The organism is Streptacidiphilus cavernicola (assembly GCF_042510955.1).
In the GTDB taxonomy this organism is placed as follows: domain Bacteria; phylum Actinomycetota; class Actinomycetes; order Streptomycetales; family Streptomycetaceae; genus Streptacidiphilus; species Streptacidiphilus cavernicola.
In genome coordinates this window covers 1-25,621 of record NZ_JBHFAB010000004.1, presented here as the reverse complement: position 1 = coordinate 25,621, position 25,621 = coordinate 1, and the positions used below count along the sequence as shown (strand labels likewise).

Sequence of the window (25,621 nt, the reverse complement as noted above, 5' to 3'; positions counted from 1 at the left end):
GAGTGGCGTGAACGCCGCTGTCCATGAAGATCCCGCCAGCGAGGCTCCGGGCAACCTCCGTGTCCGATGCCCGCCAGTCGGACCGGCCCGCATGCCGCAGACTGGACCTGTGATCGACGCAGAGACCAGCTATCAAGCCGTGAGCAGCAGGGACGCCCGCTTCGACGGCGTGTTCTACACGGCGGTCCGCACCACCGGCATCTACTGCCGTCCGAGCTGCCCGGCGACTACCCCAAAGCGGCAGAACGTGCACTTCTACCCGAGCGCCGCGGCTGCCCAGGGCGCCGGGTTCCGGGCCTGCCGCCGCTGCCGTCCGGACACCTCGCCGGGCTCGCCGGAGTGGAACGTCCGGGCCGACCTGGTCGGCCGGGCGATGCGGATGATCGGCGACGGCGTGGTCGACCGCGAGGGCGTCACCGGACTCGCCGCCCGCCTCGGCTACAGCGAGCGGCACCTCACCCGCGAGCTGGTCGCCGAACTGGGCGCGGGACCGCAGGCGCTGGCCCGCTCGCAGCGGGCCCACACCGCGCGGCTGCTGCTGCAGACCACCGAACTCAGCGCGACCGACACCGCGTTCGCGGCCGGGTTCGCCAGCGTCCGCCAGTTCAACGACACCATGCGCCAGGTCTACGGCCTCACCCCGACCGAGCTGCGCCGGAAGCCGACCCGGTCGGCTGCCGCCGCCGTGCCGCCCGGCGCCATCGCGCTGCGGCTGGCGCACCGCGGGCCGCTGGCCGCCGGGCAGCTGTTCGACTTCCTGGCCCTGCGCGCCGTCCCCGGCGTGGAGGAGGTCACCACGACCGGACGGGTCCGCAGCTACCGGCGGACCCTCGCCCTGCCCGGCGGGCCCGGCATCGCCGAAGTGGACCAGCCGCGCGGTCAACAGGGCCGACTGGACTGCCGGTTGACCCTCACCTCGCTGCGCGACCTCACCTGCGCGGTGCAGCGGATCCGGGCGCTGTTCGACCTGGACTCCGACCCCGACGCGGTGGACCGCAGGCTCGGCGCCGACCCGGTGCTCGCACCGCTGGTCGCCGCCCGGCCGGGGCTGCGTTCGCCCGGCCATGTGGACCCGCACGAGCTGGCGGTCCGCGCGGTCCTCGGCCAGCAGGTCACCGTGGCCGCGGCGCGCACCCTCGCCGGACGGCTGGCGGCGCGCTACGGAGAGCCGCTTCCGGTCCCCAGTGGTGGGCTGACCAGGCTTTTCCCCACCGCGGCGGCGCTCGCCGAGGCCGACTCGGCCGATCTGGCCATGCCCGGCGCACGGCAGCGGGCCCTGCGCGGACTGTGCGCGGCGCTGGCCGACGGCAGCGTCGACCTCGCTCCCGGCGTCGACCGGGAGCAGGCCGCGGCCTCGCTGCTGGCGCTGCCCGGCATCGGCCCGTGGACCGTCTCCTACGTCCGGATGCGCGCGCTCGCCGACCCGGACGCCTACCTGCCGACCGACATCGGCGTCCGGCACGGGCTGCGCGCGGCCGGAGCCACCGCCGCCGTCGACGACTCCGCCTGGCGGCCGTGGCGCTCCTACGCCGTGCACCACCTCTGGGCCGCGCTCAACAGCCAAGAAGCCAAACAGAACTGACGATGGAGCAGCTGATGACCCGTTACACCACGATGGACTCCCCGCTCGGCGTCCTGCTGCTGGTCGCCGACGAGGACGGCGCGCTGACCGCCGTGCTCGCCCCCGACACCAAGGGCCAGGTGAACCGTCCCGACCCGGCCTGGACCGAGGACCCGGCGCCGTTCGCCGCCGCGGTCGAGCAGCTCACCGCGTACTTCGAGGGCGAGTTGGAGGAGTTCGACCTCCCGCTGGCCCCGCGCGGCAGCGAGTTCCGCCGCCAGGTCTGGGACGCCCTGGACGGGATCCCCTACGGCAGCACCGTCAGCTACGGCGCGCTCGCCGCCGCGGCGGGCCAGAGCCCCACCGCAGTGCGGGCGGTGGCGGGCGCGATCGGCGCCAACCCGCTGCTGATCGTCCGTCCGTGCCACCGGGTGGTCGGCGCGAACGGCGCGCTCACCGGCTTCGCGGCCGGACTCGACGCCAAGCGGCTGCTGCTGCGGCTGGAGTCCGCCGACACGGCGCTGTTCAGCTGACGACCGGGGTTCGGTGGCGTCCGGCGTCCGATAACGTCCGGCGCTCGACCGTTCAGCCGGTCGGCGGCTGCTCCGCGGCCAGGGCGAGGGCCAGTCGCTCCAGGCCGCCCAGCGCGTCCATCACCGCGGCGTTGTCCTCGGCCGAGAGAGCGGACAGGGCAATGGCCATCCGCCGTTCGTGCGCCCGCTGCCAGTCCAGCAGTTGGCGGCGTCCGCCCTCGGTCAGCGCGATCCGCGCGGTGCGGCGGTCGCCGGGGTCGGCCTGGCGGTCCACGAAACCGGCGTCCAGCAGCTTGCCGATCAGCCCGCTCACCGTGTTCGGCGCCAACCGCTGCCGCGCCGCCAACTCGCCCACCCGCATCGGCCCAGCGGCCAGCGTCTGCAGCAGTTCCACCTGGGCCATCGGCAGCGACTCCCACGGGTAGTCGGTGCGGATGCTGCTGCGCAGCGCGCGGCGGAGCTGGGTCACCACATCGGTCAGCCGCTGCACCTGCGCGGGATCGGTCGCGGTGCCGGCGGGGGTGGACGGAACGACTGGTGCGGCGGGTTCGGGCATGGGGACAGATTAGTCCGGCCGAGCGGACGATTCAGGTCCGGGGGAGCGTCCGGCGCCGGGAGACCCAGCCGCGTTCGTAGGCGTGCCAGCCCAACTGCATCCGGGTGGTCACCTCGGCCAGGTCCATCAGCCGCTTCACCCGGCGCTGGACCGTGCGCAGCCCGAGGTCGAGCTGCTTGGCCACGCTCACGTCGGTCATCCCGACCAGCAGCATCGACAGGATCTGCAGGTCCACGTCGTCCGGCTGCTCGCCCGACTCCACCAGCACCAGCGGCTGCTCCTCCGGCCCGACCAGGTCGGACCGGTCGGCCTGGCTCAGCCGCAGCGGAAGGGCCTGCTCCCAGACCGAGTGGAACAGCCCGACCAGGGCCTCCACCGGTCCGCCCGCCCGGATCACCAGCGCCGAGGGCTCGCCCGGCGCGGCCAGCGGGCGCAGCGGCATCATCGCCAGCGAGCGGTCCGCGAGCAGCAGCTTGGTCGGCACCCGCTGGGCGATCCGGATCTGCTCCTCGCGCTCCAGCGCGGCGGCCAGGTCCGGCATACCGCCGGGCTCGTCCATGATGCCGCGCTCGATGACCACCCGGTAGGTCACCCCGCGGGCCACCGCGACCGGCTCGGCCAGGTTCTCGCGACCGCTGACGGCCACCGGCGCGTCCGTGACCAGCGCCAACACCTCGTGCTCGGCGCCGAGTTGGATCTGCTCGAAGCGGTGCCGCACCGCGTCGGCGCCGAGCACCACCTCGACCAGGTCGTTGGCGGCCAGGCCGACGGCGTTGCGGCGGTACTCCTTGGCCAGGACGTCGATCGCCTGCTCGGCCTGCGACAGCTCGTGCCGCCGCTGCGACAGCGCCGCACCCAGGGCCACGGCGGGCGGCGCGGCGATGTAGGTGGTCGAGGCCCGGTGCAGAGCGGGAGTGGGGGACTGCGCGACCAGGCCGAGGCCCTCCAGCGCGGCGAGGGTGCGGTCCAGCGCGTGGTCCGGCAGCCCGAGCTTTCCGGACAGTTCGGCGACCGAGGCGGAGCCCAGGCCGACCAGGAGCCGGTAGACGTCCTCGCTCTGCTCGTCCAGACCGACGAAGTTCAGCACCTGCCCACCTCGCTCCTGCGCCGACCCCCGCCGATCGGCGGGGGTGCCTTCATGTCGAAGGTCATCATGCCTGGCCAGGAGGGTTCGGGGTAGTCGAGCCCGTGTGAGGGATATGTGTCCTATGGGCCGTTCGGCGCGTTCGCGCTGCTCCAAGAGTGTTCCGATTCACCGGTTCGCCCCGGTGAGCGGCGTCCCTCCGTGGAGAATGGCGACGGTCCGGGCATGCCGCATGTCGCTGTCGCTGAGGAGACGAAAGATGAGCAGCCAGGGTGAACCCTCCTCGGGCAAGGGGGACGGCGGTTGGTGGGACGCCGTCTACCAGGGGCCCGACGACGAGGTGCCCGACACCCCGGGCGCGGACACCCGGCAGGGCAGCGTGGACGACTGGTTCGCCTCCGCGAGCGGCATGATCAGCGGCGGTGCGGCGGCGGACGCGGCGGCTGGGACAACCCCCGGTACAGCGTCCGGCGCAGCCCCCGGCCAGGTGCCCGCCGGGCCGCCGACGCTGGTGCAGGACACGGCCCGCAGGCCCGCGCAACCGGCCGTGCCGGGTCAGGGGACGCCCCCGGAACGGGAGACACCGCCGGGACGGGTGACCCCGCCCGCGCCGCGGTCTTCCGAGCCGCCTGCCTCCGAGCAGCCGCCTGCCGGAGTGCCCGCGCCGCCGGTGCTGCCTCCGCTGCCGGTCCGGCCGCCGCGGATTCCGCCGCAGGCGGTGGACCCCCGGGTCTCCCCGTCGCGGCCCAGCCTCCCCGGGGACCCGCGCGGTGCGTACGTCCCGGAGCGCTACAACCCGGACCCGGACCTTGATCCGTACGGCGCCGACCCGGACCCGGACCCGTACGACGCCGACGCCTTCGGTCCTGACGGCCTCGACAGCGAGGTTCACGACGAGCCCTACCAGGAGCCGCGGGCCGTCCGGGAGGCCAGGACCGGTGCCCCGGACCGGCCGGTCCGCGACCTGGACCAGGTACGCGAGGCCAACGAGGCCGAGGCCGCGGTGGCCGCGGCCCTCGCCGCAGAGGCCGAGCAGGAGGGCCCGTTCGACGCCCCGCCTGCGCCGTCGTCCACTGCCCCCTCGTCCACCGCCCCGTCGCCGACGCTCGCCGGATCTTCCGCGTCGGGCAGGAGCGCGGACGCCGCCCCGGACCCGACCCTGGCCGGGCCGCTGCCGCAGGTCGGCGAGCAGCCGCCGGCCTATGAACCCGAGCCCACGCTGCTCCCCGCCGCCGATCCCGACCTGCTCACCGGCATCGTCCCGGACACCGCGCTGGACGGCGCCCGCTACGGCAGCATGACCCTGCGCGCCGCCTCGGTCCGCGGCGACGCGGCCCGGCACCTCGGCACGGCCCGCTCGGACCGGATGCTGGTGGTCCGTTTCGGCGAGGGCAGCGAGGCGCTGCTGGTGGTGGTCCTGGCGACCCCGCCGGGCCCGGAGAGCGCGGCCCCGGCCGACGAGGCCTGCCGCCAGCTCGCGGCGGCGGTCGGCCGCAGCCGCGCCGAACTGCTGGCCGACCTGCGGGTCGGCGCCCAGGAGCGGCTGCGCTACGGGCTGCAGCGGCTGACCGCGCGGGCCGCGGTCCGGCTGCAGAACGTCCCGTACCCGGAGCGCGGCAGCGGAGGCGCTCTGCATGCGCTGATCGCGCCGCTGGACCCGACCAGCAGGCTCAGGGCCGGGTTCGGGCTCGGCCCCGGCGGCCTGCTACTGCTCGGCGACGACGCCTGGTACGACGCCTACGCCGGGCGCCGACTGGTGGCGCAGCAGCCCGGCGGCGGCTCGGCGGCGGCGTCCGGCGTCTCCCCGGCGCCGGACCGGTTCCGGTTCCGGGTGGTCGCGCCGGAGCCGGGCGACGTCCTGCTGCTGTGCAGTGACGGCCTGGCCCAGCCGCTGCGGGAGGAGCCCGCGGTGTCCGACTTCCTCGCCGACCACTGGGCCCACCCGCACCCGCCCGGCACCGTCGACTTCCTCCGCCAGGTCCAGGTCCGCGCCAAGGGCTACGCCGCGGACCGCACGGCGGCGGCGATCTGGGAGGACTAGGGGCGGTGTAGTGCCCCGGCCCTACGCCTGGTCCGGCTCCGGCGCGGCCGTAGCCGCGGGTTCGGCCTTGGCGAGGGCGACGGTGGGCACCGCGTCCTGCACGGGGGCGGCCTGCGCGGGGATGGAGACGGGAACGTCCTGCACGGTCGCGGCCTGCGCCGGGGCCTCAGCCGGCTCCGGGGCCTCAGCCGGCTCCGGGGCCTCAGCCTGCGCCGGGACCTCAGCCTGCGCCGGGACCGGGGCTTCCGCCGGAATCGGGGCTTCCGCTGGAATCGGCGGTGCGGCCTGCGCCGGGGGCTGCGTGGGTGCCGTCGGCTGGGCGGGCACATACGGCTGGGGCTGCGGGTAGGGCGACGGCTGCGGGTAAGCCGACGGCTGCGGGTACGGCGACGTGAACGCCCCCGGTGCGAACGCCTCCGGCGCGTAGCCGCCGGTGTAGCCGTACGCCTGCGGCCGGTAGCCGCCTGCGCCCCCGCCCGCCAGGGCATTCGCCGCCGAGTACGGGTGCCCCGCGCCCGGCCCCTGCAGGATGCGGACCTGCTGCCGGGAGGTGACCCGGCGCAGCATGACCACGCCGAGGACGGACGAGACGATCCGCAGCAGCGCGATCACCAGCGCCACCACGAACAGCCCGATGACCGCCGCCCTGGTGTCGTCCGAGTCGATCACCCGGTCCGGCGTGCTCAGCATCAACAGCCCTGCGGAGATCCCGAACTGCGCCAGGGCGAAGGTGATCCACCAGAAGGTCACCAGCAGGCTGCGCGGCTTCCGCAGCGGGGGCGCGTCCCGCAGCGGCTCGCTGGCCCGCCAGATCCCGCCCATGATCAGTCGCGGGATCACCAGGTAGGCGAACGGGATGAACCAGCCCCCGATGGCCATCCCCGGGCCCATCGACTGCCGCCCCGGCGCCAGGATCGCCGACAGCTTCGCGGACTTGTGGAACCAGATGATGAAGACGACCCCGGTGGCGATGTTCAGCACCCAGATCAGCAGGTTCATCACCAGGATCACCGCGCTGGCGGTGTCCGCCTGCTGGTAGAGGCTCTCCCCCGGGGAGGTCGCCGACAGCACCCGCAGCGAGACGGTGAGTCCGTAGACCAGCGTCCCCGCGGTTATCAGCGCCAGCAGCCCGCTGATCGCGATCAGGATCTGCGACGCGTTGCTGAGGCCGGTCGGCGCGCTGGGGGCGCCGTAGGAGGCCTGGTACTGCGGTGCCGGGGCGAATCCTCCGGGGTAGCCGCAGACGTGGCAGCGGCCGTACGGGTCGAGCGCGGCGGACGAGCAAGAGGGACAGGGCACCGAGAACTCCACCGGGGGATCGACCCGCTCCTGGACGGCGGGCAGGCGCTGATGCTATGCGACCCCGGCGACGGCCGTCCATCCGTATCGTTCCGGCACGGACGTCCGACCGCGGCCCCCGCGGACGGCGTCCGTGCAGGTGAGGTCAGTGCAGGTGAAGCGACTCGTCCAGGTATTCGGTGATGTGCTCGATCGCGCGTTCCCGGTCGGTCCCGGGGAGGCCGGTGACCAGCGGAGTGCCGAAGCCGTCCAGCAGTGCGCTGAGCCGGACCGCGAACCGCTCCGGATCCACCGTGCGGAACTCGCGTCCGGCGATCCCCTCGCGCAGCAGGGCGACCAGGTCGGCCCGCCAGGCCGCCTCGATCGCCGCCTGCCCGGCCCGCATCGGCGCCACGGCGAGTGAGCGGCCCCACACCTCGACCCAGAGTGTCCAGCGCGGATCCCCGGCGCCGGTCGGCAGGTAGAGGGCGACGAAGGAGTCCAGCCGGGCGGCGGCGGGCAGCGGCTCGCCCAGCGCGGCGCGGCGGCGTTCGCCCAGCTCGTCCTCGCTCCAGCGGAGCGTCTCCAGCAGCAGCTGGTCCTTGCTGCCGAAGTAGTAGAGCAGGTGTCCGCCGCTCATCCCGAGCCGTCGGCCGAGCCCGGCCATGGTGAGTTCGGCGAGCCCGTGCTCGGCGATGGCCGCCATCGCCACCGCGAACACCTCTTCGCGAGGCGGGGCCGGGCGGCGTCCGGGGGTGGTCTCGGCCATGCGACGGCAGCTCCTGGCGGGGGCGGTCGGGGAGGGGAATAGAGTGGGGCGGTCGAAGAAAGTGGAAGACGCACACAATTTAACGTGCATGAGTCGGGAGGACCGGGGTACACGAGGGCGCAGAACGAGACCGGACCAGTGAGCGGGAGCCGCGCGGCAGCCAGTCGCGACGGTCGAATCCGAGGGAGGAGCACACGATGAACAGCATGTCCGAGCCGAGGAGCAGGAGCGGTGCGACGGCCGTGGCCGAAGGACCCCTGACCCGGGAGGCCCTGGCCCCTGTTCCGGAGCTTCAGGCCGCGGGCTTCCAGGTTTCTGGGTTTCAGGTTCCGGAGCTCGAAAGCATCCCGTCGCCGGGGGCGGTGAGCCCGGCGGACGCCCGCGCGCTCTCCAAGACCCTGTTCCTGCGGCTGGCCGTGCTGGAGGAGGGGACCCATGAGTTCCAGTACGTGCGCAACACCCTGGTCGAGCTGAACCTCGCGCTGGTCCGTTTCGCCGCCGCCCGCTTCCGCACCCGCAGCGAGCCGATGGAGGACATCGTCCAGGTCGGCACGATCGGCCTGATCAAGGCGATCGACCGGTTCGACCCGGAGCGCGAGGTGGAGTTCCCGACCTTCGCGCTGCCGACCATCCTCGGCGAGATCAAGCGCTTCTTCCGTGACACCAGCTGGGCCGTGCACGTCCCGCGCCGGCTCCAGGAGCTGCGGCTGCAGCTCGCCCGCGCCGGGGACGACCTCTCCCAGCACCTCGACCGCGCGCCCACCGTCGCCGAACTCGCCGCGCACCTCGGTCTCACCGAGGAGGAGGTCCGCGAGGGCCTGACCGCGAGCAACGCCTACTCGGTCAGCTCGCTGGACGCCCAGCCGTCCGAGGAGGACACCGAGGGTTCCTTCGCGGACCGGGTCGGCGCGGTCGACCCCGGCCTTGAGGGCATCGAGAACATGGAGTCGCTGAAACCGCTGATCGCCGAGCTGTCGGACCGCGAGCGGACCATCCTGTCCCTGCGCTTCGTCGGCGAGCTGACGCAGTCACAGATCGGCGAACGACTGGGGGTCTCGCAGATGCACGTCTCGCGTCTGCTGTCCCGGGCACTGGGCAAGCTGCGCGCCCGCCTGCTCGTCGAAGAGTGACCGGCGACGCGGTGCACGCGGGGCCCCGGTTCGGGGTCGACGCGCGCAGAGAAGCACAGGCCGAGGTGTTCACCCTGGCCGGAGAGCTGGACCACGACACGGCGCCGATGCTGCGCAAGCGCTTTGACGAGGCGTTCGAACTGGTGGAGACGGCGAAGGCAGCCGGTCGGGAGCGCCCCGACCTGGTCGTGGTGGACTGCGCCGAGCTGGCGTTCTGCGACTCCACCGGCCTCAACGTGCTGCTGACGGCCCGGTTGCGGGCCGAGGAGCTGGGGATCGAGATCCGGCTGGCCGCGCTGCGCGGTCATGTCGCGCGGATGTTCGAGATCACCGGCGTCGGCGGCGTGTTCAGCATCCACTCGGATCTGGCCGACGCACTGGCAGCGGGGTGAGGCGGGGTGAACGCGCTTCGTCCGCAGCAGCCCGGCGGCACTCCGCTGCGCCCGGCCGGTCCGCCCGGAGGCCTGCCGCCCGGCGGGCAGATCCGTCGGCTCGCCCTGTCCGGCATCAGCGGCACGGTCGGCCGCGCCCGTGAGTTCGTCAGGCAGGCGCTGGAGGACTGGGGGTGGCTGCCGGGCGAGACCGAGGAAGAGGCGGAGGTGGCGGCGGACGTGCTGCTGCTGGTCTCCGAACTGGTGACCAACGCCTGCCTGCACGCCGGCGGCCCGACCGGGCTCGCCCTGCACGGCACCGCCCGCACCCTGCGGGTCGAGGTCTCCGACACGGGCAGCGGCATGCCGATGCCGCGCCACCCGCACCAGCCCGGACGTCCGGGCGGGCACGGGCTGCACATCGTCGAACGGCTGGCCTCCGGCTGGGGGACGATCCGGCGGGACGGCGGCAAGACGGTCTGGGTCGAGGTCCCCGCGCCCCTGGCCCCGGCGGGGCGGTAGCCGCCGGGGGCGAGGTGTCGGCTTCCGGCGGGATCTGTTTCCGGCGGGATCTGTGGCGACGGGTCAGTGTCGGCGGGGTCGGCGGCGCAGGTGCAGGACGGTGACCAGGGTGGTGCCGAGCGCGGCGAGGAGCAGCGCGACGGTGGCCAGGGGACCGGGGTCGTACGACCCGGTCCGGGCCAGGTTCCCGCCCGGACCGCTGGTGCTGCCGTTGTCACCGCCGCTATTGCCACCACCGTTGCTGCTGTTGCTGCTGTGGCTCGGGTGAGGCGGCGGGACGGTGTCCGCTGACGTGGAGGGGGCCGTTGGCGGCGTGGTCGTGGGCGGTGCCGTCGTGGGGGGCGCGGTGGTCGGCGGCTCGGTGGTGTGCGGCCCGTTGGTGGGCGGCTCCGTGGTCGGCGGTGCGGTGGTCGGCGGCCCTGTCGTAGGGGGCGCGGTCGTGGGCATGGTCGTGGGCGGTGCCGTCGTCGGTGGTTCGGTCGTCGGCGGTGGCGTGGTGTGGATCGTCTGCTCGCACGTGGCCGTCACATCGCCGAGTCGCATGCTGACGATGTTCCCTGAGTAGACCTGGGCCCCCCTGGTATCCCGCAGCACCCCGCTCACCTCGATCTCCACCCAGGCGTGTGCCGTGCCCACGCCTGCGGTCGCCGCACCGCCCGGGGGCTCCTGGTGCGGGACGTAGTTGACCGTGAGCGTACTGTTGCCGAGCGTGGCCGGGTGGTTCAGGTCCGCGCCGGTCACCGGCAGAACCGTGGTCCCCACCGGGACCTGACGCCCCAGCACCTCGATCTGTGCCCCGGCGGTACGGGCGTACGCCAGCGCGTACGGGCCGACCGGCGCGGGGATGCACTCGGCGTAGCTGTCCAGCGTGCTGACCGACCCGGCCTTGGGGGTGATGTCGACCAGCGAGGTGGCGTCCGGCAGGGTCAGCGTCAGGCCGGAGCTCTGCGCCTGGGCGTAGACCTTGGCCGTGGTGTTGGAGGTGCGGGTGACCTTGTTGCCGGTGAGGGTGACGTAGTCGAGCACACCGTCGGGGTCGTCGAACGAGCCCGGGTCGTCGGTGCCGATGTCGGGGGAGTCGGCGGTGCCGTAGGTGCCCTGGAACGCCACGGTGCCGAGCGGCGCGACCGCCGACACGGACAGCTGCACCAGCCGCGCGCTGGCGGACTGCGCGCTTGCCGCGCGCTCCGCCGCGCCGCTGCTTCCGGTCAGGAGGGTGAGCGCGGTGGCCGCCGACGCCGTGGTGACGGCCGCGGCCAGCAACAGGACGGCACGGGGGCGGTGATGCAGCGATGCGGGCACGATGCGGTACAGGGCGCGAGGTCACAGGGGCCGGGGCCGGCGGATGCGCTCTGGATCCCTCCTTAGCCTGTCAGACTAGATGACCAATCGTCATAAAATGGGAATACCGGACATAGTTTTGCCCGGTATGTCACTCAGGCCGGGGCTCCGAAGCGCGCCAGCAGATGCCACACCTTCTTCAGCTGCTGCGGGTCGTGGCCGCCGGAGCGGGCCGCGTCGCCGAGGATGCGCGGATCGAGCCGTCCGTCGACGGCCAGCCGCAGGCCGAGGTCGACGATCTCAGGACCGCGGAACTCCCGGTGTCGGACGAGTTCGCCGACGCCGAGGGTGACGCCCTGATGCCAGGCCAGCGGACAGGGCAGGCGGCGGGCCGCGGCCTCCACCCCGGTCCCCCGGAAGCACGGGTCGAGCACCAGCGCCTCCACATCGCCGGCCAGCAGCAGCGGCCCGTGCACCTGGGCCTCGACGTAGTCGTCCAGCGCGTCGGTGCGCCCGGACGCGCTGTCGGCCACGGCGGGCCCGATCAGCGGCATCGCGGTGGCGACGCCGAAGGCGGTGGGCGACAGCCAGCTGTCCGGGTAGCAGAAGGTGGTGCGGGCCAGGGCCGCCGCGCTGAGCCGGAAGAAGGCGGAGCCGAACCGAGGCGCGGCGCCGAGCGGTTTCCGCCGGAAGTCCAGGGCCCCGTAGACCGGACGCTCGTCCGCGTCGGCCGTGTCGTAGACGCCGCCGAAGATCCTGCTCTCCCAGAGCCACCGGTCGCCGCCGGGGTGGGCGGTCAGACCGCCGTTGCTGGTGCCAGTGGCGAACTGCGAGCGGTAGGCCCCGTCCTCGGCCATGGCGTCCAGGATCGCCCGTCCGTCGGCGGTGCGGCGGTCGGGGTGGAAGTTCAGCGTCACCCGCAGCCCCGGATCCAGCGCCGGACCCGAGGACAGGGCCGCGACATGGCGCACGGCGCGGGCCGCGGGGGAGCGGAGTGGATCAGCGTTCATCCAGGCAGTCTGCCCGAGCCCGACGCCGGCGCGGAAGCCGGACGAGCCCGGCCGGGACGCGGCAGCCGGACGAGCCGGGCCCCGACCCGACGCGGAGGCCCCACGAGCCGCGCCCGCCCCCGGCGCGGAGGTCGGTCAGCCGAGCTTGCCGCGCCCGCCCCGCCCCTGCTTCGCCGGAGCGTGACCGGCCCGCCCGGGTCCGCGCCGGCGTCGTTCGACCAGGTTGTCGGCGATATTGACCCCGGCCTGGGACGCGAGCGCGGGCGAGTTGTCGGGCTGGCACCAGGCACAGAAGATCTCCGAGGCGGGCCCGCACGGATAGCTCATGCCCACCGGCGGCAGGTAGTGACTACCGCAGTCCTGGCAGACGTAGATACCGCGCCCTTGACCGTCCATACCAGCCAGCCTCCACGGATCGACGCCGTCTTCCCTCCCTTCCACGGTACCGGTTCCGTCGCCCGCCGACCGGGGTCGTCACTCCGTCACGGGCAGGCACTCGGTAAGCAGGTCGACGACATCGCGCCAGGCTCGCTGTGCGTGCTGCGGGTGGTAGCCGACGCCGGGGACGGTGGGGTGGTCGACCGTCGGGTGGTGGAAGGCGTGCAGGGCGCCGCCGTAGACCGTGAGGCGCCAGTCGACGCCCGCGGCCTGCATCTCAGTGGCGAACGCGTTCCGTTGCGCGGGCGGCATGATCGGGTCCTCCGACCCGACCCCGGCCCACACCGGGCAGCGAATGCGCGCAGCCTCGCCCGGCTGTCCCGTGGTCACTGCGTTGACGGTCCCGATCGCGCGCAGGCTGGCGCCGTCACGCCCGAGTTCCAGCGCGATGGCGCCCCCGGTGCCGTAGCCGACGGCGGCGATCCGGTCGGGGTCGGTCCGCGGTTCGGCGCGCAGCACGTCGAGCGCCGCACGGCCGATGCCCCGCATCCGTTCGGGATCGGCGAGCAGCGGCATGCAGCGGGCCAGCATCTCCTCGGGGTCGCCCAGATAGCGCCCGCCGTGGAGGTCGAAGGCCAGCGCCACGTACCCCAACTCGGCGAGAGCGTCGGCCCGGCGGCGCTCGACGTCGCTGAGCCCCATGCCCTCCGGCCCGATCAGCACCGCGGGCCGACGGTCGGCACCGGCCGGGAGCGCGAGGTGCCCGATCATCGTCACACCGTCGGCCGGGTACGCGACCGTACGCGTCGTCATCGTCGTCATGAGAGCGGACGGTAGTCACCGCCAAGCCCGCCCCGGCCGGTGTTCACCGCCGGCGGAACAGCGGCTGGGCCGGTCCGATCCGCCACCCGTGCGCCAGGGATGGGCTGCCCGTGCAATGCAGCGACCCGGCGTGCGCGGGCGTTGTGCGTGCCGCGGTCGCGGTCGTGGGCCTTACAGGGGGTATCGCCGTGGCTTTGTCGGGTCTGGCATCCGTACTTGCCGTGGGATCTCGCAGCTGGCGCAGCATACGACCGTCTCGCCTCCGCCGGATGCGCCGACGTCTTCGCAGAGTCGGCGGCCTGCTGCTGTCCAGCCGCCGCATGTGTAGCAGCGGCCGGCCACTGTCGAGGGTGGCTCGTCCAGGTTCGTCATGGAAGTATCCCCTTGTTGTTGTGATGGGGGCATGTGCACGGCACCGTGATCCGGCCGAGGGCCGGATGGTGGTAGCCGGGGGCCGGGCAGGCCGGGCAGCCGTGGGGCCACTTCGGATCAGTGCGGCCGATCTGGCACTGGGCGGTGACGTAGTCCGGCGGGAACGGGCTCGCCGGGTACGGCGGCAGGGGGGGTCACGCCGCGGCCTCGGTGTGTTCGGGGCAGGCGACCACGGCCCAGCCGAGACGGCCCTCTAGGCAGGTGTTGGTATACCGGTGCCCGACCGGGGTCAGCGGGCCGGTCTCAGCGCCGCAGGTGATGCAGGCGAGGCCGCGGAGCCGAGCCAGGAGTTGACCGTCAACGGGTAAGGCGAAGGCTTCGCCTGATGCTGTATCCGCCATGTCACCGACGGTAGGGAGGATGCAGGGGCCGCCTCAATGAAGCTTTCACGTTCTTGCAGACGAATCCCGCAGCAGCGTGATGGCATCCGTGATCAGACGGCGAGCCGCGGGGCCGTACACGGCCATCTGCGCGAGTTCCGCGAACGCCTGTTGGTAGACCGCGATATCGCTCGGCGTGGTGATGCTGATCTCGGCTGACAGCAGCTCGGCCATCACCCGGTCGTCGTCGAAGACGTAGAAGGCCTCCAGCGTCCACATGCGGCCCTCGCGCCGCGCGGTGAACGGGATGACGCCCAGGGCCAGCGACGGCAGGCTCATGACCTCCAGGAGATGCACCAGTTGGTCGGCCATCACCTGGGCGCTACCGATGCGGTATCGCAGCACCGACTCCTCCAGGATCGCGACGACCCGATGGTCTCCTTCCCGCAGGACGCGGGCGCGCATCGCCCTCGACCGGACGGCCTCTTCCACATCGTCAGGCGTCCCCTGGAACCGGGTGATCGTGGACAGCAGCGCCCGGGCATAGTCCTGGGTCTGGAGGAACCCCGGCACGACGTTCGAGACGTAGGCACGCTGGACGCTGGCGTTCTGGTGGAGCGGGAGGAACTTCTCCTGCGCCAGGCGCATGCCGTGTCGATGAAGGCGTCGCCACTCCATGTAGAGCTGGTCGACCCGCCTGTTCTCGGCGATCAGGTCAGGAGCCAGGTCGGGCTTGCCGCATGCGGCGCACCAGGCCCGCACGTCACTGTCGGAGGGCACCGTCTGAGCGTGCTCCAGGCGGGAGGATTTCGCGGGCGACCACTGGCAGCGCAGAGCGAGTTCATGCCCGGTGATCCCCGCCTCAAGCCGTAGCTCGCGCAGGCGGGCGGCCAGTTGCTCGCGTGCGGACTGGGCGCTCGACGACGGGGATCGTGCCATGGGTGCAGGGTGCTTCCGGCCTCAGCGAATGACGTACTGGCCGTGCGGGATCGCGCGGTCCCACACGGCCTCGAAGGGGATGCCGGGTGCATGGTTCGGTGCCGGTGTCTCAGTGATCCGCTGGCGCAGATCGTCGTTCGGCTTCCACCCCTGGAACACGAACTCGCGGGCCTCCTCGTCGAACCAGACCGTCGGCGAGTTGCCGCCGCCGGTGTCGGGGTCGATCCCGATGAACCGTAGCGCCATGATTCCCTCCAACCCTACGTCTTTCGCGGTCTTGCACACGATCCCCGGTCCGGTGACGGTCCGTTAAGGCGCGGTTACTCAGAAAGGATGGCTAATTCACGACATGCCAGGACGTCCCGTGAACGACAAGAAGCCCCGCCGCCTGCGAGTGCAGGCGGCGGGGGAGCAGCGGAGTGGGTGTGCGTCAGGGATGGACTGCCCGTGAACTGTGACCCGGTGTGCGTGGGCGTCGTGCGTGCCGTAGTCGCGGGCCTCACAACGGATAGCGCCGGGGCTCTGTCGGGTCCGGCATTCTTACCTGCCGCGGGCCCTCGCAGCCGGCGCAGCACACGACGGTCTCGCCTCCGCCGGATGCGCCTACGTCTTCGCAGACCCGGCGGCCTGCTGTCCAGCCGCCGCATTTGTAGCAGCGGCCGGCCACGTTCGGGGGCGGCTCGTCCGGGTTCGTCATGGAAGGATCCCCTCGTTGTTGTGGTGGGGACATGCGCACGGCACCGTGACTCGGCCGAGCGCCGGATGGTGGTAGCCGGGGGCCGGGCAGCCGTCCTGGAACTCGGGAGCGGTCTGGCCGACCCGGCACTCGGGGGTGTCACGTACGGGTCAGCAGTCCGCTGTGGCGAGGCGATCATCGGAACCTTGCCAGAGCGTGAGTCCGGGGAGTGGCGGCGAGCCAGGTGGTCCCCGTCAGGCGCGGGTCGTGGGGCCGGAACAGCCAGTCGGCGGCACGGGTAGCGGTGCTCGGTCCGGGCAGCGCGAGGCAGTTGCCGCGGCTCAGGAGGCGGCAGCAGGCAGGCCATGTCGCGGGCGTGGTGCCGGTGCTGATGAGCCAGTAGGTGCAGTCGGAGGCCTCGGACCAGGCGACCGGGCCGAGGAGGTCGAGGTTGGTTGCGCTGGCGACCAGTTCCCTCAGGAGGTCGCGGCCCCACGGGTCTGGGATCCGCAGCGCGTCCCAATCATGGCCCGCGTCGGTCAGGGGCGGTTCGAGGAGGGACCTCACGATGCCTCCCGCAGATGCTCCGCGTCTACGCGATCAACCGGGCCGGGTTCCGCCGGCTGCTCGATGAGGCGGCCGTCGGTGACGCCATCCGAGTCGCGGGCTGTTCGTCACGATGCTCGCCGGGGTCCTGGAGTTCCAGCGCGACATGATCAGCGAGAATAAGGGAGGGCGTCGCCGCTGCCGAAGCCTCCGGCAAGACTCTCGGTCGCCCGGCCGCGCTCACCGGGGAACAGGCCTCCGGGGCCGTCGACGCCTACCGCGCGGGTGCTGCTGTGAAGAGCCTCGCCCGGCAGTACGGCGTGGCGCCCAAGACGATCCGACGCGCGCTCGACGCCGTCGGTGCGCGCGACCTCCCCGACATCCCCGACCTCCTGGGCGGCGGCGTCGGCGTGGAGCCCGCGTTGCAGATGCCCTCGCCCGGCACGGCGGTGGTCCTCGATGTGCCCGACCTGCTCGCTGACCACCTTCAGGACACCGAGGACGCCGGTGTTCGCGAGGTCCTGCGTGGTGGCCGGACCGTCCGTCGCGGGCAGGGCTACTCGGTGCGCGTCACGGCCCCGGTCGCGTTGCACCAGGCCGCTCTGCAGCAGTGCGCCGCGCTCGCAGGGGAGGGCTCCACCCCGGCCGGGCGCAAGGCGCATCGCGCCTACGCCGACCGGATCGCCGGTGCCGCGCGGACATCCTGAGCGGCGCGCATTGCCGCTAGGTGTTCGGCGGCGCTCTCATTGGGTGATGCTCGGTGCGATCGTGCGTCGGACGGTGCTCGGGGGGACTACTGTGGCTCGGCGTGACGAGCTTTCTGTGGCACCGTTCCTGGCCGGCTCCCGAGGTTCTGCCGGTGCGTCAGGTGTACGCGTGGATCGTGGACGAGGAGGCCCGGGTGCTGCTGCTGGAGATGCCCGGCGGGTGGAACCTGCCGGGCGGCACTCCGGAGGACTTCGACCGCGACTGGCGGGCGACGCTGGAGCGCGAGGTGTTGGAGGAGGCCGACGTGACGGTGCGCGATGTCTTCCCGCTCGGCTACCAGGAAGTGCGGCCCGACACCGGTGAGCCGTTCGCGCAGCTGCGGGTCGCCGCCCGGGTGCACCAGTGGCTCCCTGCGACCCCGGACCCGGACAACGGCCAGGTCTACCCGCGGGTGTGGGTGCCGCTGGGTGAGGCCGCTGACCTGTTGGGGTGGGCTGAGCCGGGCCGCGCCCAGGCGGCTGCCGCCGCCCAGGTCGCGCTGACGCTCTACGGTTTCGCCGCCGCGGCCCCGATCGCCCAGGGCGACAGGGCGGCCAGCGCTCCGGTGATGCAGCTCGTGTAGTCGCGTCCGGCGACCAGGTGTTTCCCGGCCTGCCGCAGTCGGGCGACCTCGGCCGGGGGTGCGGCCAGTGCGCGGCCGATGGCACGGGCCAGGGAGCGCGGGTCGCCCGGGGCGGCGCTGTAGCCGGTGGCGTTGTCGATGACGGTCTCGGCCAGGCCGCCGGCGGTGGTGGCCACGACCGGTCCGGCTCCGGCGGCGAAGGCTTCGAGCGGGATGCGGCCCAGGGGTTCGCTGCGCGAGGGGACGACGACCGCCCGCAGCGCCGGGTGGTGCAGCAGTCCGGGCAGGCCGGGGTCGAAGCGGGTCCACAGCGTCGCCGATAGTCCGAGCGCGCTCACGCGTCGGCGGAGGTGGTGCTGGTAGGCGGTGGTCGGGCCGTCGGTGACCGCGGCCAGCAGCAGGTGCGGCAGGCGCACGCCGGTGCTGGCGAGGTGACCGAGGGCGTCGAGGAGGTCGTCGAAGCCCTTGTAGGGCTGGGCACGGCCCATGCTGAGCAGGAATCCGCTCTCGGCCTGGTCAGGTGGGGGTGGGGCGACGGTCAGCGGGATGCGGTCGGCGGCGGTAAGGCCGCCGGGGACGTCGATGATCTGCTCGGGCGGGATGCCCTTGCCGGTCAGCAGGGTGCGCATGTGGGTGCTGATTGCGCCGAACGCGGCCCCCTGGCTGGTCCAGCCGTCCAGTCCGTGCTGTTCCCATGCGGCGCGCTTCGGGTCGGAGTGGTGGTCGGCGCTGGAACGCGGCAGGTACAGCAGCCGCCATCCGGGCGGGGTCTCCAGGAGGGGGCCGAGTCCGGCGAAGGGCTGGTCGATGGCGATCAGCAGTCCTTGCGGGTGACGGCGCATCAGCGGGTTGATCACCTCGGCGGCGTGGCGGTTCAGGTGCTCGAAGGCGGTCAGGTCGCCGAAGCGCTGCTGTCCGGCGGTGCCGTTGTCCAGAGCGGTGACCTGGTGGGGCACGACGATGAGGAGGTCGAGTACGGCCCGGTGGGCGGTGGGCGCGTACTCGGGGCTGGTGGGATGCAGGTCGACCGGCAGCAGGACCAGGCGGACGCCGGAGGCAAGGGCGTGGGCGACGGCGGTGAGCAGGGCCTGGTTGCTGCGGCCGGCTCCGGTCGCGGAGCTGAAGTAGCCGTCGTGCAGGGCGATGGCCACCACCGGGGCGTTCACCGCGCGCCCACCGCGTCGGCCAGTTGGTCGGTCGACGCGGTGGCGTCCACCCGCTGCCGGGGGACGGCGGCGACCAGTTCGGCCAGCCCCGGATGTGCCGCGGCGAGGTGGGTGGGCGGGTCGAGGTAGAAGGCGCGCAGCCGTTCCAGGACGGTGGGATCGGACCACGGGTGACCGGGGTGGAGGCGTTCGGCCCGGCGCTGGAGGCTGAGGTGCGGCGGGAGGTCCAGGATGATCCACCGGCGCGGTGGTGTCAGTCGTCCGGTGGCGAGGTGGCGATGGACCCAGTCGGCGCGCCGGGTAAGGCCGCCGGTGCTTGCCGCCCAGGCCAGGGCGGTGAGCCAGTCGCGGTCCACCCACACCGGCCCCGGGTGGCCGCGTAGGTGGTCGGCCTTGCGCAGCCAGTTCGCCAGATGGCTGTCCTCGTCGTCGTGGTGCGGGTGCCGGTCGTGGTCAAGGAGGTGGCCGGCAGGGGTGGTGTACTCGGGCAGCACGGTGCGGCCGACGTCGGCCAGGGCGGCGAGCACGGTGGTCTTGCCCGCGCCCGGCATCCCCTCGACCACGGTGACTGTTGCGGACGGGTCCGAAGAGCGCATCCTGTTCCTCCTGGTAGCCGGGCGGTGCAAGGGGTTCGAGCGCGGCGGTCGGCGCGGTGCCGGGTTCGGCGCGGCCCAGGGCCCATCCGGCCAGCAGTCGGGTGTCCAGCAGCACCAGCCCCGAGACGTTGTCCAGATAGAAGTCGGTGCCGATCCGGCAGGCGATCCGTCCGCTGATCACGTCCCCGGGGGCGAGCGGCAGCAGCGCGGCGGTCGGCCGCAGCCCGTCAGCGGGCAGGCCGTAGGCGGCGGTGTGGTCCCTCACCTGCGGCTCGCAACGGTCCTGGCCCTGCGGCCAGGCCAGTTCGCCAGCACGTTCGGCGGTGTCGAGCAGGTCGGCGGCGCGTTCGGCCGCCGTGCCGGGCCGGGCACGGGCGAGGCGTTTGCGCGCCGCACTCATCCGGTCGGGCAGCCCCAGGGCGGCGGCGAGCAGGTGCTCGGCCCGGCGGGCTGCGATCAGGGCGCCGGTGGAGATGACGGTGGAGGCCAGGGCACCCTGCTCCAGCAGTCGGGCGTCGCCGCGTTCGACCGCGGTGATGCCGACCTTGACCGCTCCCCCGTGGTGGGCGAGGTAGACCGCGAAGGGGCGCGGGTCGTGCAGGCGGGTGTCGGCGGCGATGGAGTCGGCGCGGTCCGCCGCCTGGCAGGCCGCGCACTGGGCGGTGCGCGCGGTCGGGGCGAGAGGCGCGGACATCGGGCAGTGGCGGTGGCGTCCCGAGCGCCACACCCCGATGCAGCGCCGGTCGGCCCCGGCGGTGAAGGCCAGATCAGTGTCGATGTTCAGCGGGCTCGTCCTGGAGGTGCCGCCGCCGGGGGCCGACCATTCCAGCAGTGCGGTGCCCTGGTCCCAGATAAGCCCGGTAGCCCGCCATGCGGGCGGCGACCCCTTGCTGATCACTGCTCTCCCATCGCCGGTAGACCTCTTCGAGTACGTGCCAGCCCGCCAGTTGCGCGATGTCGGCCAGGGCCTCGGCCGGGTTGTCGGGCATGTGCAGGTGGTTGACCAGCATCCCGGCCCCCAGGTCCGCGCGCACCGTCCGTTTGAGGACCGCGCCGGCCTGGACTGCGGCCGGTCCGCCAGCCATTACCACGACCTGCACGTTACCGCTGGTGAGATAGTCGGTGCGCTCGGCGACGAAGGAGGCGCCGTAGGCGTCCGGGTAGAGCCGGTCGCAGTCGGCGGCCGTCAACTGCCGCGTCGTCACGTGGACCTCGCGCAGCACCGACCGCAGCCGTGAGCGGATCGCCCGCACCGGGGCACCGGGCTTGAGCATGGCCAGTGTCAGACGCTGTCCGGGCACCGGGAGTTGGGTGTCGGCCACCGGGGCGCGCATCGCCTGGGCCCAGACCCGGTGGCAGTCGCAGGCCCGCTCCCCGTGGCCCGGGTGCTCCGGCACCGCTGCCGAGGCCGCGGCGGTGGCCCGCTCGGCGCACTGCGGGCACGCTCCGGCGGTGCCCGCGGCGGGCCGGGCCAGGCCGCTGGAGCGCACCGCAGTCCACCACGCGTCCCAGGGATGCTCCAGCACGGTCGGCGCGGCGGACCGCCCCGCGCTGAGCCGGCCGTCCAGGGCCAGGCCGAGAACGGCAGCCAGGCGTCCGCGGCCGATGCCGGGCACGGGGGCGGTCATCGCAGCACCGCCTCGGCGGTGGCGGAGCACTCGGCCGACTCCGTCAGCATCAGCTCCAACCGCTCGACGGCGGGGCACGCGGCGCCCAGCCGACGGGCGAGCTCGGCGACCAGGTAGCAGGCCAGCGCCTCGGTGCTGGTGCCCGTGATCGGCAGCAGGGCCGTCCAGGAGCGCGGCAGGCTGAAGCAGGCCCCGCCGCCGGTCACCCGCATCTGGCCGCCGCCGGTCTCCTCGACCAGGACACCGGGGGTATCCGCCGCGATCAGGGTGCGGCGCTTGAGCGGCGCGATGGCCTCGCGCAACTGCTGCTTGAGGACCCGGAAGTCGGCGACCATCCCCGAGGCGTCCGGCAGCCCCCACGCGGCCAGCACGACATGGTAGGTGTGCCCGTGCAGCGGCTCGAACACCCCGTCGTGCAGGCCGGTGTGGGCGGCGTTGAAGTCCCACCCGGCCCCGCCGACCCGCGCCTGCACCAGTGGCCGGGCGCTGGCCTGGACCGCGGTCACGGCGCGCTCACCGCGAGCGACATGAACTCCGCACGGGCGGCGGGGTCGTCCAGCAGCACGCCGCGCAGGGAGGAGGTGGTGGTGCGCGAGCCGGTCGCCCCGACTCCGCGCAGGGTCATGCAGGTGTGCTCGGCGCTCAGCAGCACCGCGACCCCGGCCGGGTCCAGGTGCTCGACCATCCAGTCCGCGATCTGGCCGGTCAGCCGTTCCTGGACCTGCAGGCGCCGCGCGCAGTGGTGGACCACCCGGGCGACCTTGCTCAGTCCCAGGATGCGCTGGCGGGGCACGTAGCCGATGTGGGCGACGCCGGTGAACGGCAGGACGTGATGCTCGCACACCGATACGAGGCGGATGTCGCGCACCAGGACCAGCTGGCCGGGTTCGGCGGTGGTCTCGAAGTCGGTGGCGGTGAAGGTGGGCGGGGTCGTCATCTCCTTCAGCGCCCGCACCATCCGGCCCGGCGTCGCGGCGAGCTCCGGGCCGCTCAGGTCCAGGCCCAGGGCTGCCAGCAGTCGGGCGGCGTGGTCGGCGGCCTCGTCCATGGGGACGGGCGCGGTGGGCAGGGATGTCATGGTCGGCACGCTCACGGGGACTCCTGACAGGCACGGCCCCAGCGATCAGGGGCACCGGGTGGGCGGGCATCGCCCCTTGCCGCAGCCGCCCGGAGCGGGGGAGCTGTTGCCCCGGGCGGCTGCGGATTCCAGTGCACCGCCGCCCGGACCCGCGCGGGGCCGACCCGACCGGACGTTTCACTGGACGTTTCCGGTGACGGGGCGGGCGGGCAGTGGCATGGTGGGCTGACCGCACGTCACCGACCAGGGAGCCGCTGTGGCGAGGAGCAACCTGGCGCGCTTACGCGGGGCCGCCGGGCACACCCAGGAGTCGTTCCTGGCCGACTTCGCCCAGTGGGCGCACCGGATCGGGGCGAACGCCGCGGTCGGTGTGCGCCAGCTGCGGCGCTGGGAGGGCGAGGACCCGCCGCCGCTGCCTCACCCCGGGCAGCAGGACGTCCTGGAGGCGATGTTCGGCATCCCGCTGGCGGAGATGGGCTTCACCGTGCCCGAACACCGGCGCCACCCTGTGGCCCGGCTGCGGCACGATGGACCGGTGCGCAGACGGGAGTTCATCGCGGACCTCGGCGGCCTGGCCGCCGCCGCGGCGCTGCCCGCCCCCGGGCCCAGGACCGGCATGGACCAGGTGCGCGGCCTGCGCGGCCGGATCGACGGGCTGTACCGGCTCGACCACGCCAGCGGGGGCCTGACCGCCCGCCAACAGGCACACGAACTGCTGGAGCAGATCGGCGGCCGGCTGACCGGGGGCCTGTGCACGGAGCAGGTCGCGGTGCAGCTGCACGCCATGCTCGGCGAGATCCACTGCCACCTGGGCTGGCTGTGCCACGACGCCGGCCGCGACGCAGAGGCCCGCTCCTCGGTGCTGGAGGCGATGGCGGCGGCCCGGATGACCGGCGACGCCCAGCTGGAGATGCGGGCACTGTCCACCCTGTCGCTGCTGGCCGTCGACCGGCACCAGCCCTGGGAAGCGGCCTCGGCCGTCGGCGCGGCCCAGACTCTGGCCGACCGTCACGCCGGGCCCGGGGTGCGGCTGGTGCTGTCGCTGCGCGAGGCACGCGCGGCCCTGGCCAGCGGGGACCTCACCGGCTCACGCCGCGCGCTGAGCGCGTCGATCGCCCTGCACGACCGCGCCGCTGAGGAGCCCGACGCCCCGCGCTGGGTCCGCTTCGCCGGACCCGTCGAGATCGACTACGCCACCGGCACCCACTACCTGCAGGCCGGAGCGCCGAAAGCCGCGGTGCCGTTCCTGCGCGCCGCCGTCGACGGCCTGGCCGCCGGATACGCCCGCAACACCGCCTTGTACCGCGCCCGGCTCGCCTCCGTGCCCCTGCAGGCCGGGGAAGTGGAGGAGGCGTGCGCGCAGATGGCCACCGTTGTCGCCAAATCCGACGCGCTCACCTCCGCCCGCCTCTCCGCCCGCCTGGCGAACTTCCGCCAGGCAGCCGCCGGCATCGACACCGCGACCGCCCGCGATACGGTCGCCCTGCTGGAGTCGACCGCGGAGGCGGGATGAGGATCGAACGCTACGACGGCCATGAAGCCGCCTGGGTCGAGGACGAGCTGCGGACGGTGTACCGCGAGGCGTTCGCCGAACCCCCTTACGACAAGACCAGCGAGGACGTCGAGGCGAACTTCCGCCGATTCCGCTCCCAGGCCAAGAAGGCCGGCTTCCGCGCGGTGCTGGCCCGCACCGACGACGGCGAACCCGCAGCCATGGCCTACGGCTACCCGCTGCCCGCCTCCACCGGCTGGTGGGACACCCTGACCGAGCCCGTCCCCGCCGAGGTCAGCCGCGAGGACGGACGCCGCACCTTCGGCCTGTTCGAGCTCGCCGTCCGCCCCGCCTGGCGCCGCCAGCACCTCGCCACTGCGGTGCACCACGAACTCCTGGACGGCCTCGCCCAAGAGCGCGTCCTGCTCAACACCCGCCCCGAAGCCGAAGCGGCCGGCCACGCCTACCACTCGTGGGGATACGAGAAGGTCGGCGAGAGCCACCCCTGGACCGGAGCCGCACTGCACGACGTCCTGGTCCTGGACCTGCCCGGGTGGGACCAGACAGCACCCGCGTGACCGGCAGCGGCTGTCACCGCGCCCGACCGCCTCGCCCTACCCGCCGGAAGCGGACAAGGGACGCGAACTGCCGAGACCGCCTGCCTGGGGCCGCCGCAGTAATACATAGGACAGGTCACCCGTGGGCGACCCCGCGGCCGCCCGCTCACCCTGCCGGAGCCGCCGCGGCGGAAGCTGTACGAGAACCGGGCCGAGAAGGCATCTCCTGGGATTCTCCTGGCGGGGTGCTGGAGTGCACCGCGGGTCGGCATCAAGGCTGTTCAGAGTCTGGGTCGGTCAGGCCCGGGGCTGCTGTTGGGTGATGCAGTGGATGCCGCCGCCGTTGGCGAAGATCTCGCGGGCGTCCACGAGTTCGACCTTGCGGTCGGGGAAGTGCTCGGCGAAGACGGCCGCCGCCACCTGGTCGTTGGGGTCGTCGAAGGCGCAGAGGACGACCGCGCCGTTGCACAGGTAGTGGTTGATGTAGGAGTAGTCGACCGGTTCGCCGTCCTCCTCGAAGAGCGCGGTGGGGGCCGGGAGTTCGACCACCTGCAACTGGCGTCCGCGGGCGTCGGTGGAGGACCGGAGCAGGGCGGCGATCTCCTTGCTGACCTCGAAGTCGGGGTGGGCCGGGTCGGTCTGGCTGTGCACCACGACCGTGCCGGGCTTGACGAACGCCGCGACGATGTCGATGTGGCCTCGGGTGCCGAAACGCTGGTAGTCGCGGGTCAGGCCGCGCGGCACCCAGATCGCCTTGGTGGTGCCCAGGTGGGCGTGGATCTCGGCCTCGACCTGCTCCTTGGACCAGTCCGCGTTGCGGCCCTCGCCGAGCTGCACGGTCTCGGTGAGCAGGACGGTGCCCTCTCCGTCCACGTGGATGCCGCCGCCCTCGTTGATCAGCCGGGAGGCGAAGCGGCGGATGCCGGTCAGGGTGAGGACCTCCTCGGCGATGTCCTGGTCGTGCTCCCAACTGGCCCAGTCCTGCGCGCCCCAGCCGTTGAAGATCCAGTCGGCTGCGGCGATGCCGCCGGCGCCGTCGGTGAGGAAGGTCGGGCCGATGTCCCGCATCCAGGCGTCGTCCAGCGGGCGTTCGACGACCTCGACCTCGGGGGAGAGGTACCCGCGCGCCGCCTCGGTCTCACCCAGGTTGACGATCAGGGTCACCGGCTCGTAGCGGACCACGGTGTTGGCGACGGTGGCCCAGGCCTGGCGGGCAGCGTGCAGGTCGTCCCCGGTGAAGGTCTCATTGGCGGTGGGGAAGGCCATCCAGGTGCGGTCGTGCGGCTGCCATTCGGCGGGCATCGAGAAGCCCAGCTCGGCCGGAGACTGATGAGTCGTCATGAGTGGTGCTCCTTGCGGTGGTTCAGAGGTAGTAGAGGCGGCTGAGCGAGACCGAGTCGGCGGGGGTGGATTCCAGCGGTTCGCCGTCGAGGGTGACGAGGCCGGTGGTGGGGTTGACGTCGATGGTGCCGGTGCGGTGGTTGTGGATCATGTTGTGGGGGCCGATGGTGCGGGTGTTGTGGAC

At 73.3% G+C, this 25,621-nt stretch carries 28 protein-coding genes; 10 read left to right on the top strand and 18 right to left on the bottom strand.

The window, feature by feature from the left end:
• Positions 1 to 109: 109 nt before the first annotated feature.
• Positions 110 to 1,582 carry an AlkA N-terminal domain-containing protein gene (locus tag ACEZDE_RS06415; protein ID WP_380533395.1) on the top strand — a complete coding sequence of 491 codons (1,473 nt, stop codon included), beginning with the start codon at positions 110 to 112 and terminating at the stop codon, positions 1,580 to 1,582.
• Between the two features lie 14 nt (positions 1,583 to 1,596).
• The gene (locus tag ACEZDE_RS06410) at positions 1,597 to 2,094 is read left to right on the top strand and encodes a methylated-DNA--[protein]-cysteine S-methyltransferase (protein ID WP_380533393.1); all 498 of its coding nucleotides are present in this window, start codon (positions 1,597 to 1,599) and stop codon (positions 2,092 to 2,094) included.
• A 52-nt stretch (positions 2,095 to 2,146) separates the two neighbouring features.
• Here ACEZDE_RS06410 and ACEZDE_RS06405 read toward each other — a convergent pair whose 3' ends face one another.
• Both ACEZDE_RS06405 and ACEZDE_RS06400 read right to left on the bottom strand, forming a co-directional pair.
• Positions 2,147 to 2,650: a MarR family winged helix-turn-helix transcriptional regulator gene (locus tag ACEZDE_RS06405; protein WP_380533392.1), complete on the bottom strand. Its 504-nt coding sequence runs from the start codon at positions 2,648 to 2,650 to the stop codon at positions 2,147 to 2,149.
• Positions 2,651 to 2,681: 31 nt separating this feature from the next.
• Positions 2,682 to 3,737, bottom strand: coding sequence for a helix-turn-helix transcriptional regulator (locus tag ACEZDE_RS06400; RefSeq protein ID WP_380533390.1), 1,056 nt, complete (start codon positions 3,735 to 3,737; stop codon positions 2,682 to 2,684).
• A 256-nt stretch (positions 3,738 to 3,993) separates the two neighbouring features.
• On the opposite strand from ACEZDE_RS06400, the gene ACEZDE_RS06395 reads away from it, so the two are divergent.
• The gene (locus tag ACEZDE_RS06395; RefSeq protein ID WP_380533389.1) at positions 3,994 to 5,775 is read left to right on the top strand and encodes a hypothetical protein; all 1,782 of its coding nucleotides are present in this window, start codon (positions 3,994 to 3,996) and stop codon (positions 5,773 to 5,775) included.
• A gap of 21 nt (positions 5,776 to 5,796) precedes the next feature.
• Here ACEZDE_RS06395 and ACEZDE_RS06390 read toward each other — a convergent pair whose 3' ends face one another.
• A complete protein-coding gene (locus ACEZDE_RS06390) occupies positions 5,797 to 7,074 on the bottom strand; it encodes a DUF4328 domain-containing protein (protein WP_380533387.1) in 1,278 nt (425 codons plus the stop codon).
• A 145-nt stretch (positions 7,075 to 7,219) separates the two neighbouring features.
• Complete coding sequence (locus ACEZDE_RS06385) at positions 7,220 to 7,822, bottom strand: TetR family transcriptional regulator C-terminal domain-containing protein (RefSeq protein ID WP_380533385.1); 603 nt, start codon at positions 7,820 to 7,822, stop codon at positions 7,220 to 7,222.
• Positions 7,823 to 8,019: 197 nt separating this feature from the next.
• On the opposite strand from ACEZDE_RS06385, the gene ACEZDE_RS06380 reads away from it, so the two are divergent.
• The 3 genes from ACEZDE_RS06380 to ACEZDE_RS06370 are packed head-to-tail and all read left to right on the top strand — an operon-like array spanning position 8,020 to position 9,845.
• On the top strand, positions 8,020 to 8,952 hold the full coding sequence (locus ACEZDE_RS06380; RefSeq protein WP_380533383.1) for an RNA polymerase sigma factor SigF: 933 nt from the start codon (positions 8,020 to 8,022) through the stop codon (positions 8,950 to 8,952).
• Positions 8,949 to 9,344, top strand: coding sequence for an STAS domain-containing protein (locus ACEZDE_RS06375; RefSeq protein ID WP_380533381.1), 396 nt, complete (start codon positions 8,949 to 8,951; stop codon positions 9,342 to 9,344). The genes ACEZDE_RS06380 and ACEZDE_RS06375 overlap by 4 nt, the downstream gene beginning before the upstream one ends.
• A 6-nt stretch (positions 9,345 to 9,350) precedes the next feature.
• Positions 9,351 to 9,845 (top strand): ATP-binding protein, encoded by a 495-nt coding sequence (locus tag ACEZDE_RS06370; protein ID WP_380533379.1) that lies wholly within the window; start codon positions 9,351 to 9,353, stop codon positions 9,843 to 9,845.
• Between the two features lie 63 nt (positions 9,846 to 9,908).
• Here ACEZDE_RS06370 and ACEZDE_RS06365 read toward each other — a convergent pair whose 3' ends face one another.
• The 7 genes from ACEZDE_RS06365 to ACEZDE_RS06335 form a co-directional block, all read right to left on the bottom strand.
• Positions 9,909 to 11,147, bottom strand: a complete 1,239-nt coding sequence (locus tag ACEZDE_RS06365) for a hypothetical protein (protein WP_380533377.1) — start codon at positions 11,145 to 11,147, stop codon at positions 9,909 to 9,911.
• Positions 11,148 to 11,281: 134 nt separating this feature from the next.
• The gene (locus ACEZDE_RS06360) at positions 11,282 to 12,136 is read right to left on the bottom strand and encodes a DUF3626 domain-containing protein (protein ID WP_380533375.1); all 855 of its coding nucleotides are present in this window, start codon (positions 12,134 to 12,136) and stop codon (positions 11,282 to 11,284) included.
• Between the two features lie 135 nt (positions 12,137 to 12,271).
• Positions 12,272 to 12,532 carry a hypothetical protein gene (locus ACEZDE_RS06355; RefSeq protein ID WP_380533373.1) on the bottom strand — a complete coding sequence of 87 codons (261 nt, stop codon included), beginning with the start codon at positions 12,530 to 12,532 and terminating at the stop codon, positions 12,272 to 12,274.
• A 78-nt stretch (positions 12,533 to 12,610) separates the two neighbouring features.
• Positions 12,611 to 13,336: a dienelactone hydrolase family protein gene (locus tag ACEZDE_RS06350; RefSeq protein ID WP_380533371.1), complete on the bottom strand. Its 726-nt coding sequence runs from the start codon at positions 13,334 to 13,336 to the stop codon at positions 12,611 to 12,613.
• 818 nt (positions 13,337 to 14,154) lie between these two features.
• The gene (locus ACEZDE_RS06345) at positions 14,155 to 15,027 is read right to left on the bottom strand and encodes a helix-turn-helix domain-containing protein (protein WP_380533370.1); all 873 of its coding nucleotides are present in this window, start codon (positions 15,025 to 15,027) and stop codon (positions 14,155 to 14,157) included.
• Between the two features lie 21 nt (positions 15,028 to 15,048).
• Positions 15,049 to 15,312 (bottom strand): hypothetical protein, encoded by a 264-nt coding sequence (locus tag ACEZDE_RS06340; RefSeq protein WP_380533368.1) that lies wholly within the window; start codon positions 15,310 to 15,312, stop codon positions 15,049 to 15,051.
• Between the two features lie 586 nt (positions 15,313 to 15,898).
• Positions 15,899 to 16,270, bottom strand: a complete 372-nt coding sequence (locus ACEZDE_RS06335; protein WP_380533367.1) for a hypothetical protein — start codon at positions 16,268 to 16,270, stop codon at positions 15,899 to 15,901.
• 272 nt (positions 16,271 to 16,542) lie between these two features.
• On the opposite strand from ACEZDE_RS06335, the gene ACEZDE_RS06330 reads away from it, so the two are divergent.
• Together ACEZDE_RS06330 and ACEZDE_RS06325 are read left to right on the top strand one after the other, a co-directional pair.
• Complete coding sequence (locus ACEZDE_RS06330; RefSeq protein ID WP_380533365.1) at positions 16,543 to 16,956, top strand: hypothetical protein; 414 nt, start codon at positions 16,543 to 16,545, stop codon at positions 16,954 to 16,956.
• Positions 16,957 to 17,108: 152 nt separating this feature from the next.
• Positions 17,109 to 17,579, top strand: a complete 471-nt coding sequence (locus tag ACEZDE_RS06325; protein WP_380533364.1) for an NUDIX hydrolase — start codon at positions 17,109 to 17,111, stop codon at positions 17,577 to 17,579.
• On the opposite strand, the gene ACEZDE_RS06320 is transcribed toward ACEZDE_RS06325, so the two are convergent.
• Genes ACEZDE_RS06320 through folE form a run of 6 tightly spaced genes read right to left on the bottom strand, consistent with a single transcriptional unit; the run spans position 17,504 to position 22,062 of the window.
• On the bottom strand, positions 17,504 to 18,745 hold the full coding sequence (locus ACEZDE_RS06320) for a glycosyltransferase family 4 protein (RefSeq protein ID WP_380533362.1): 1,242 nt from the start codon (positions 18,743 to 18,745) through the stop codon (positions 17,504 to 17,506). The two genes, ACEZDE_RS06325 and ACEZDE_RS06320, sit on opposite strands and share 76 nt — an antisense overlap.
• Positions 18,742 to 19,296 carry an AAA family ATPase gene (locus ACEZDE_RS06315; protein ID WP_380533360.1) on the bottom strand — a complete coding sequence of 185 codons (555 nt, stop codon included), beginning with the start codon at positions 19,294 to 19,296 and terminating at the stop codon, positions 18,742 to 18,744. The genes ACEZDE_RS06320 and ACEZDE_RS06315 overlap by 4 nt, the downstream gene beginning before the upstream one ends.
• Entirely contained in the window at positions 19,199 to 20,194 is a 996-nt protein-coding gene (locus tag ACEZDE_RS06310) for a DUF2797 domain-containing protein (RefSeq protein ID WP_380533967.1), read from the bottom strand. Before ACEZDE_RS06310 ends, ACEZDE_RS06315 begins: the two co-directional genes overlap by 98 nt.
• On the bottom strand, positions 20,109 to 20,969 hold the full coding sequence (locus ACEZDE_RS06305; protein ID WP_380533358.1) for a hypothetical protein: 861 nt from the start codon (positions 20,967 to 20,969) through the stop codon (positions 20,109 to 20,111). The genes ACEZDE_RS06310 and ACEZDE_RS06305 overlap by 86 nt, the downstream gene beginning before the upstream one ends.
• Entirely contained in the window at positions 20,966 to 21,475 is a 510-nt protein-coding gene (locus ACEZDE_RS06300; protein WP_380533356.1) for a 6-pyruvoyl trahydropterin synthase family protein, read from the bottom strand. Before ACEZDE_RS06300 ends, ACEZDE_RS06305 begins: the two co-directional genes overlap by 4 nt.
• Positions 21,472 to 22,062 (bottom strand): GTP cyclohydrolase I, encoded by a 591-nt coding sequence (gene folE, locus ACEZDE_RS06295; RefSeq protein WP_449341702.1) that lies wholly within the window; start codon positions 22,060 to 22,062, stop codon positions 21,472 to 21,474. The genes ACEZDE_RS06300 and folE overlap by 4 nt, the downstream gene beginning before the upstream one ends.
• A 241-nt stretch (positions 22,063 to 22,303) precedes the next feature.
• On the opposite strand from folE, the gene ACEZDE_RS06290 reads away from it, so the two are divergent.
• Both ACEZDE_RS06290 and ACEZDE_RS06285 read left to right on the top strand, forming a co-directional pair.
• Entirely contained in the window at positions 22,304 to 23,560 is a 1,257-nt protein-coding gene (locus ACEZDE_RS06290) for a hypothetical protein (RefSeq protein WP_380533355.1), read from the top strand.
• Positions 23,557 to 24,117: a GNAT family N-acetyltransferase gene (locus ACEZDE_RS06285; RefSeq protein ID WP_380533354.1), complete on the top strand. Its 561-nt coding sequence runs from the start codon at positions 23,557 to 23,559 to the stop codon at positions 24,115 to 24,117. Before ACEZDE_RS06290 ends, ACEZDE_RS06285 begins: the two co-directional genes overlap by 4 nt.
• A 276-nt stretch (positions 24,118 to 24,393) precedes the next feature.
• On the opposite strand, the gene ACEZDE_RS06280 is transcribed toward ACEZDE_RS06285, so the two are convergent.
• The gene (locus tag ACEZDE_RS06280; protein ID WP_380533353.1) at positions 24,394 to 25,437 is read right to left on the bottom strand and encodes an agmatine deiminase family protein; all 1,044 of its coding nucleotides are present in this window, start codon (positions 25,435 to 25,437) and stop codon (positions 24,394 to 24,396) included.
• Positions 25,438 to 25,621: the final 184 nt, after the last annotated feature.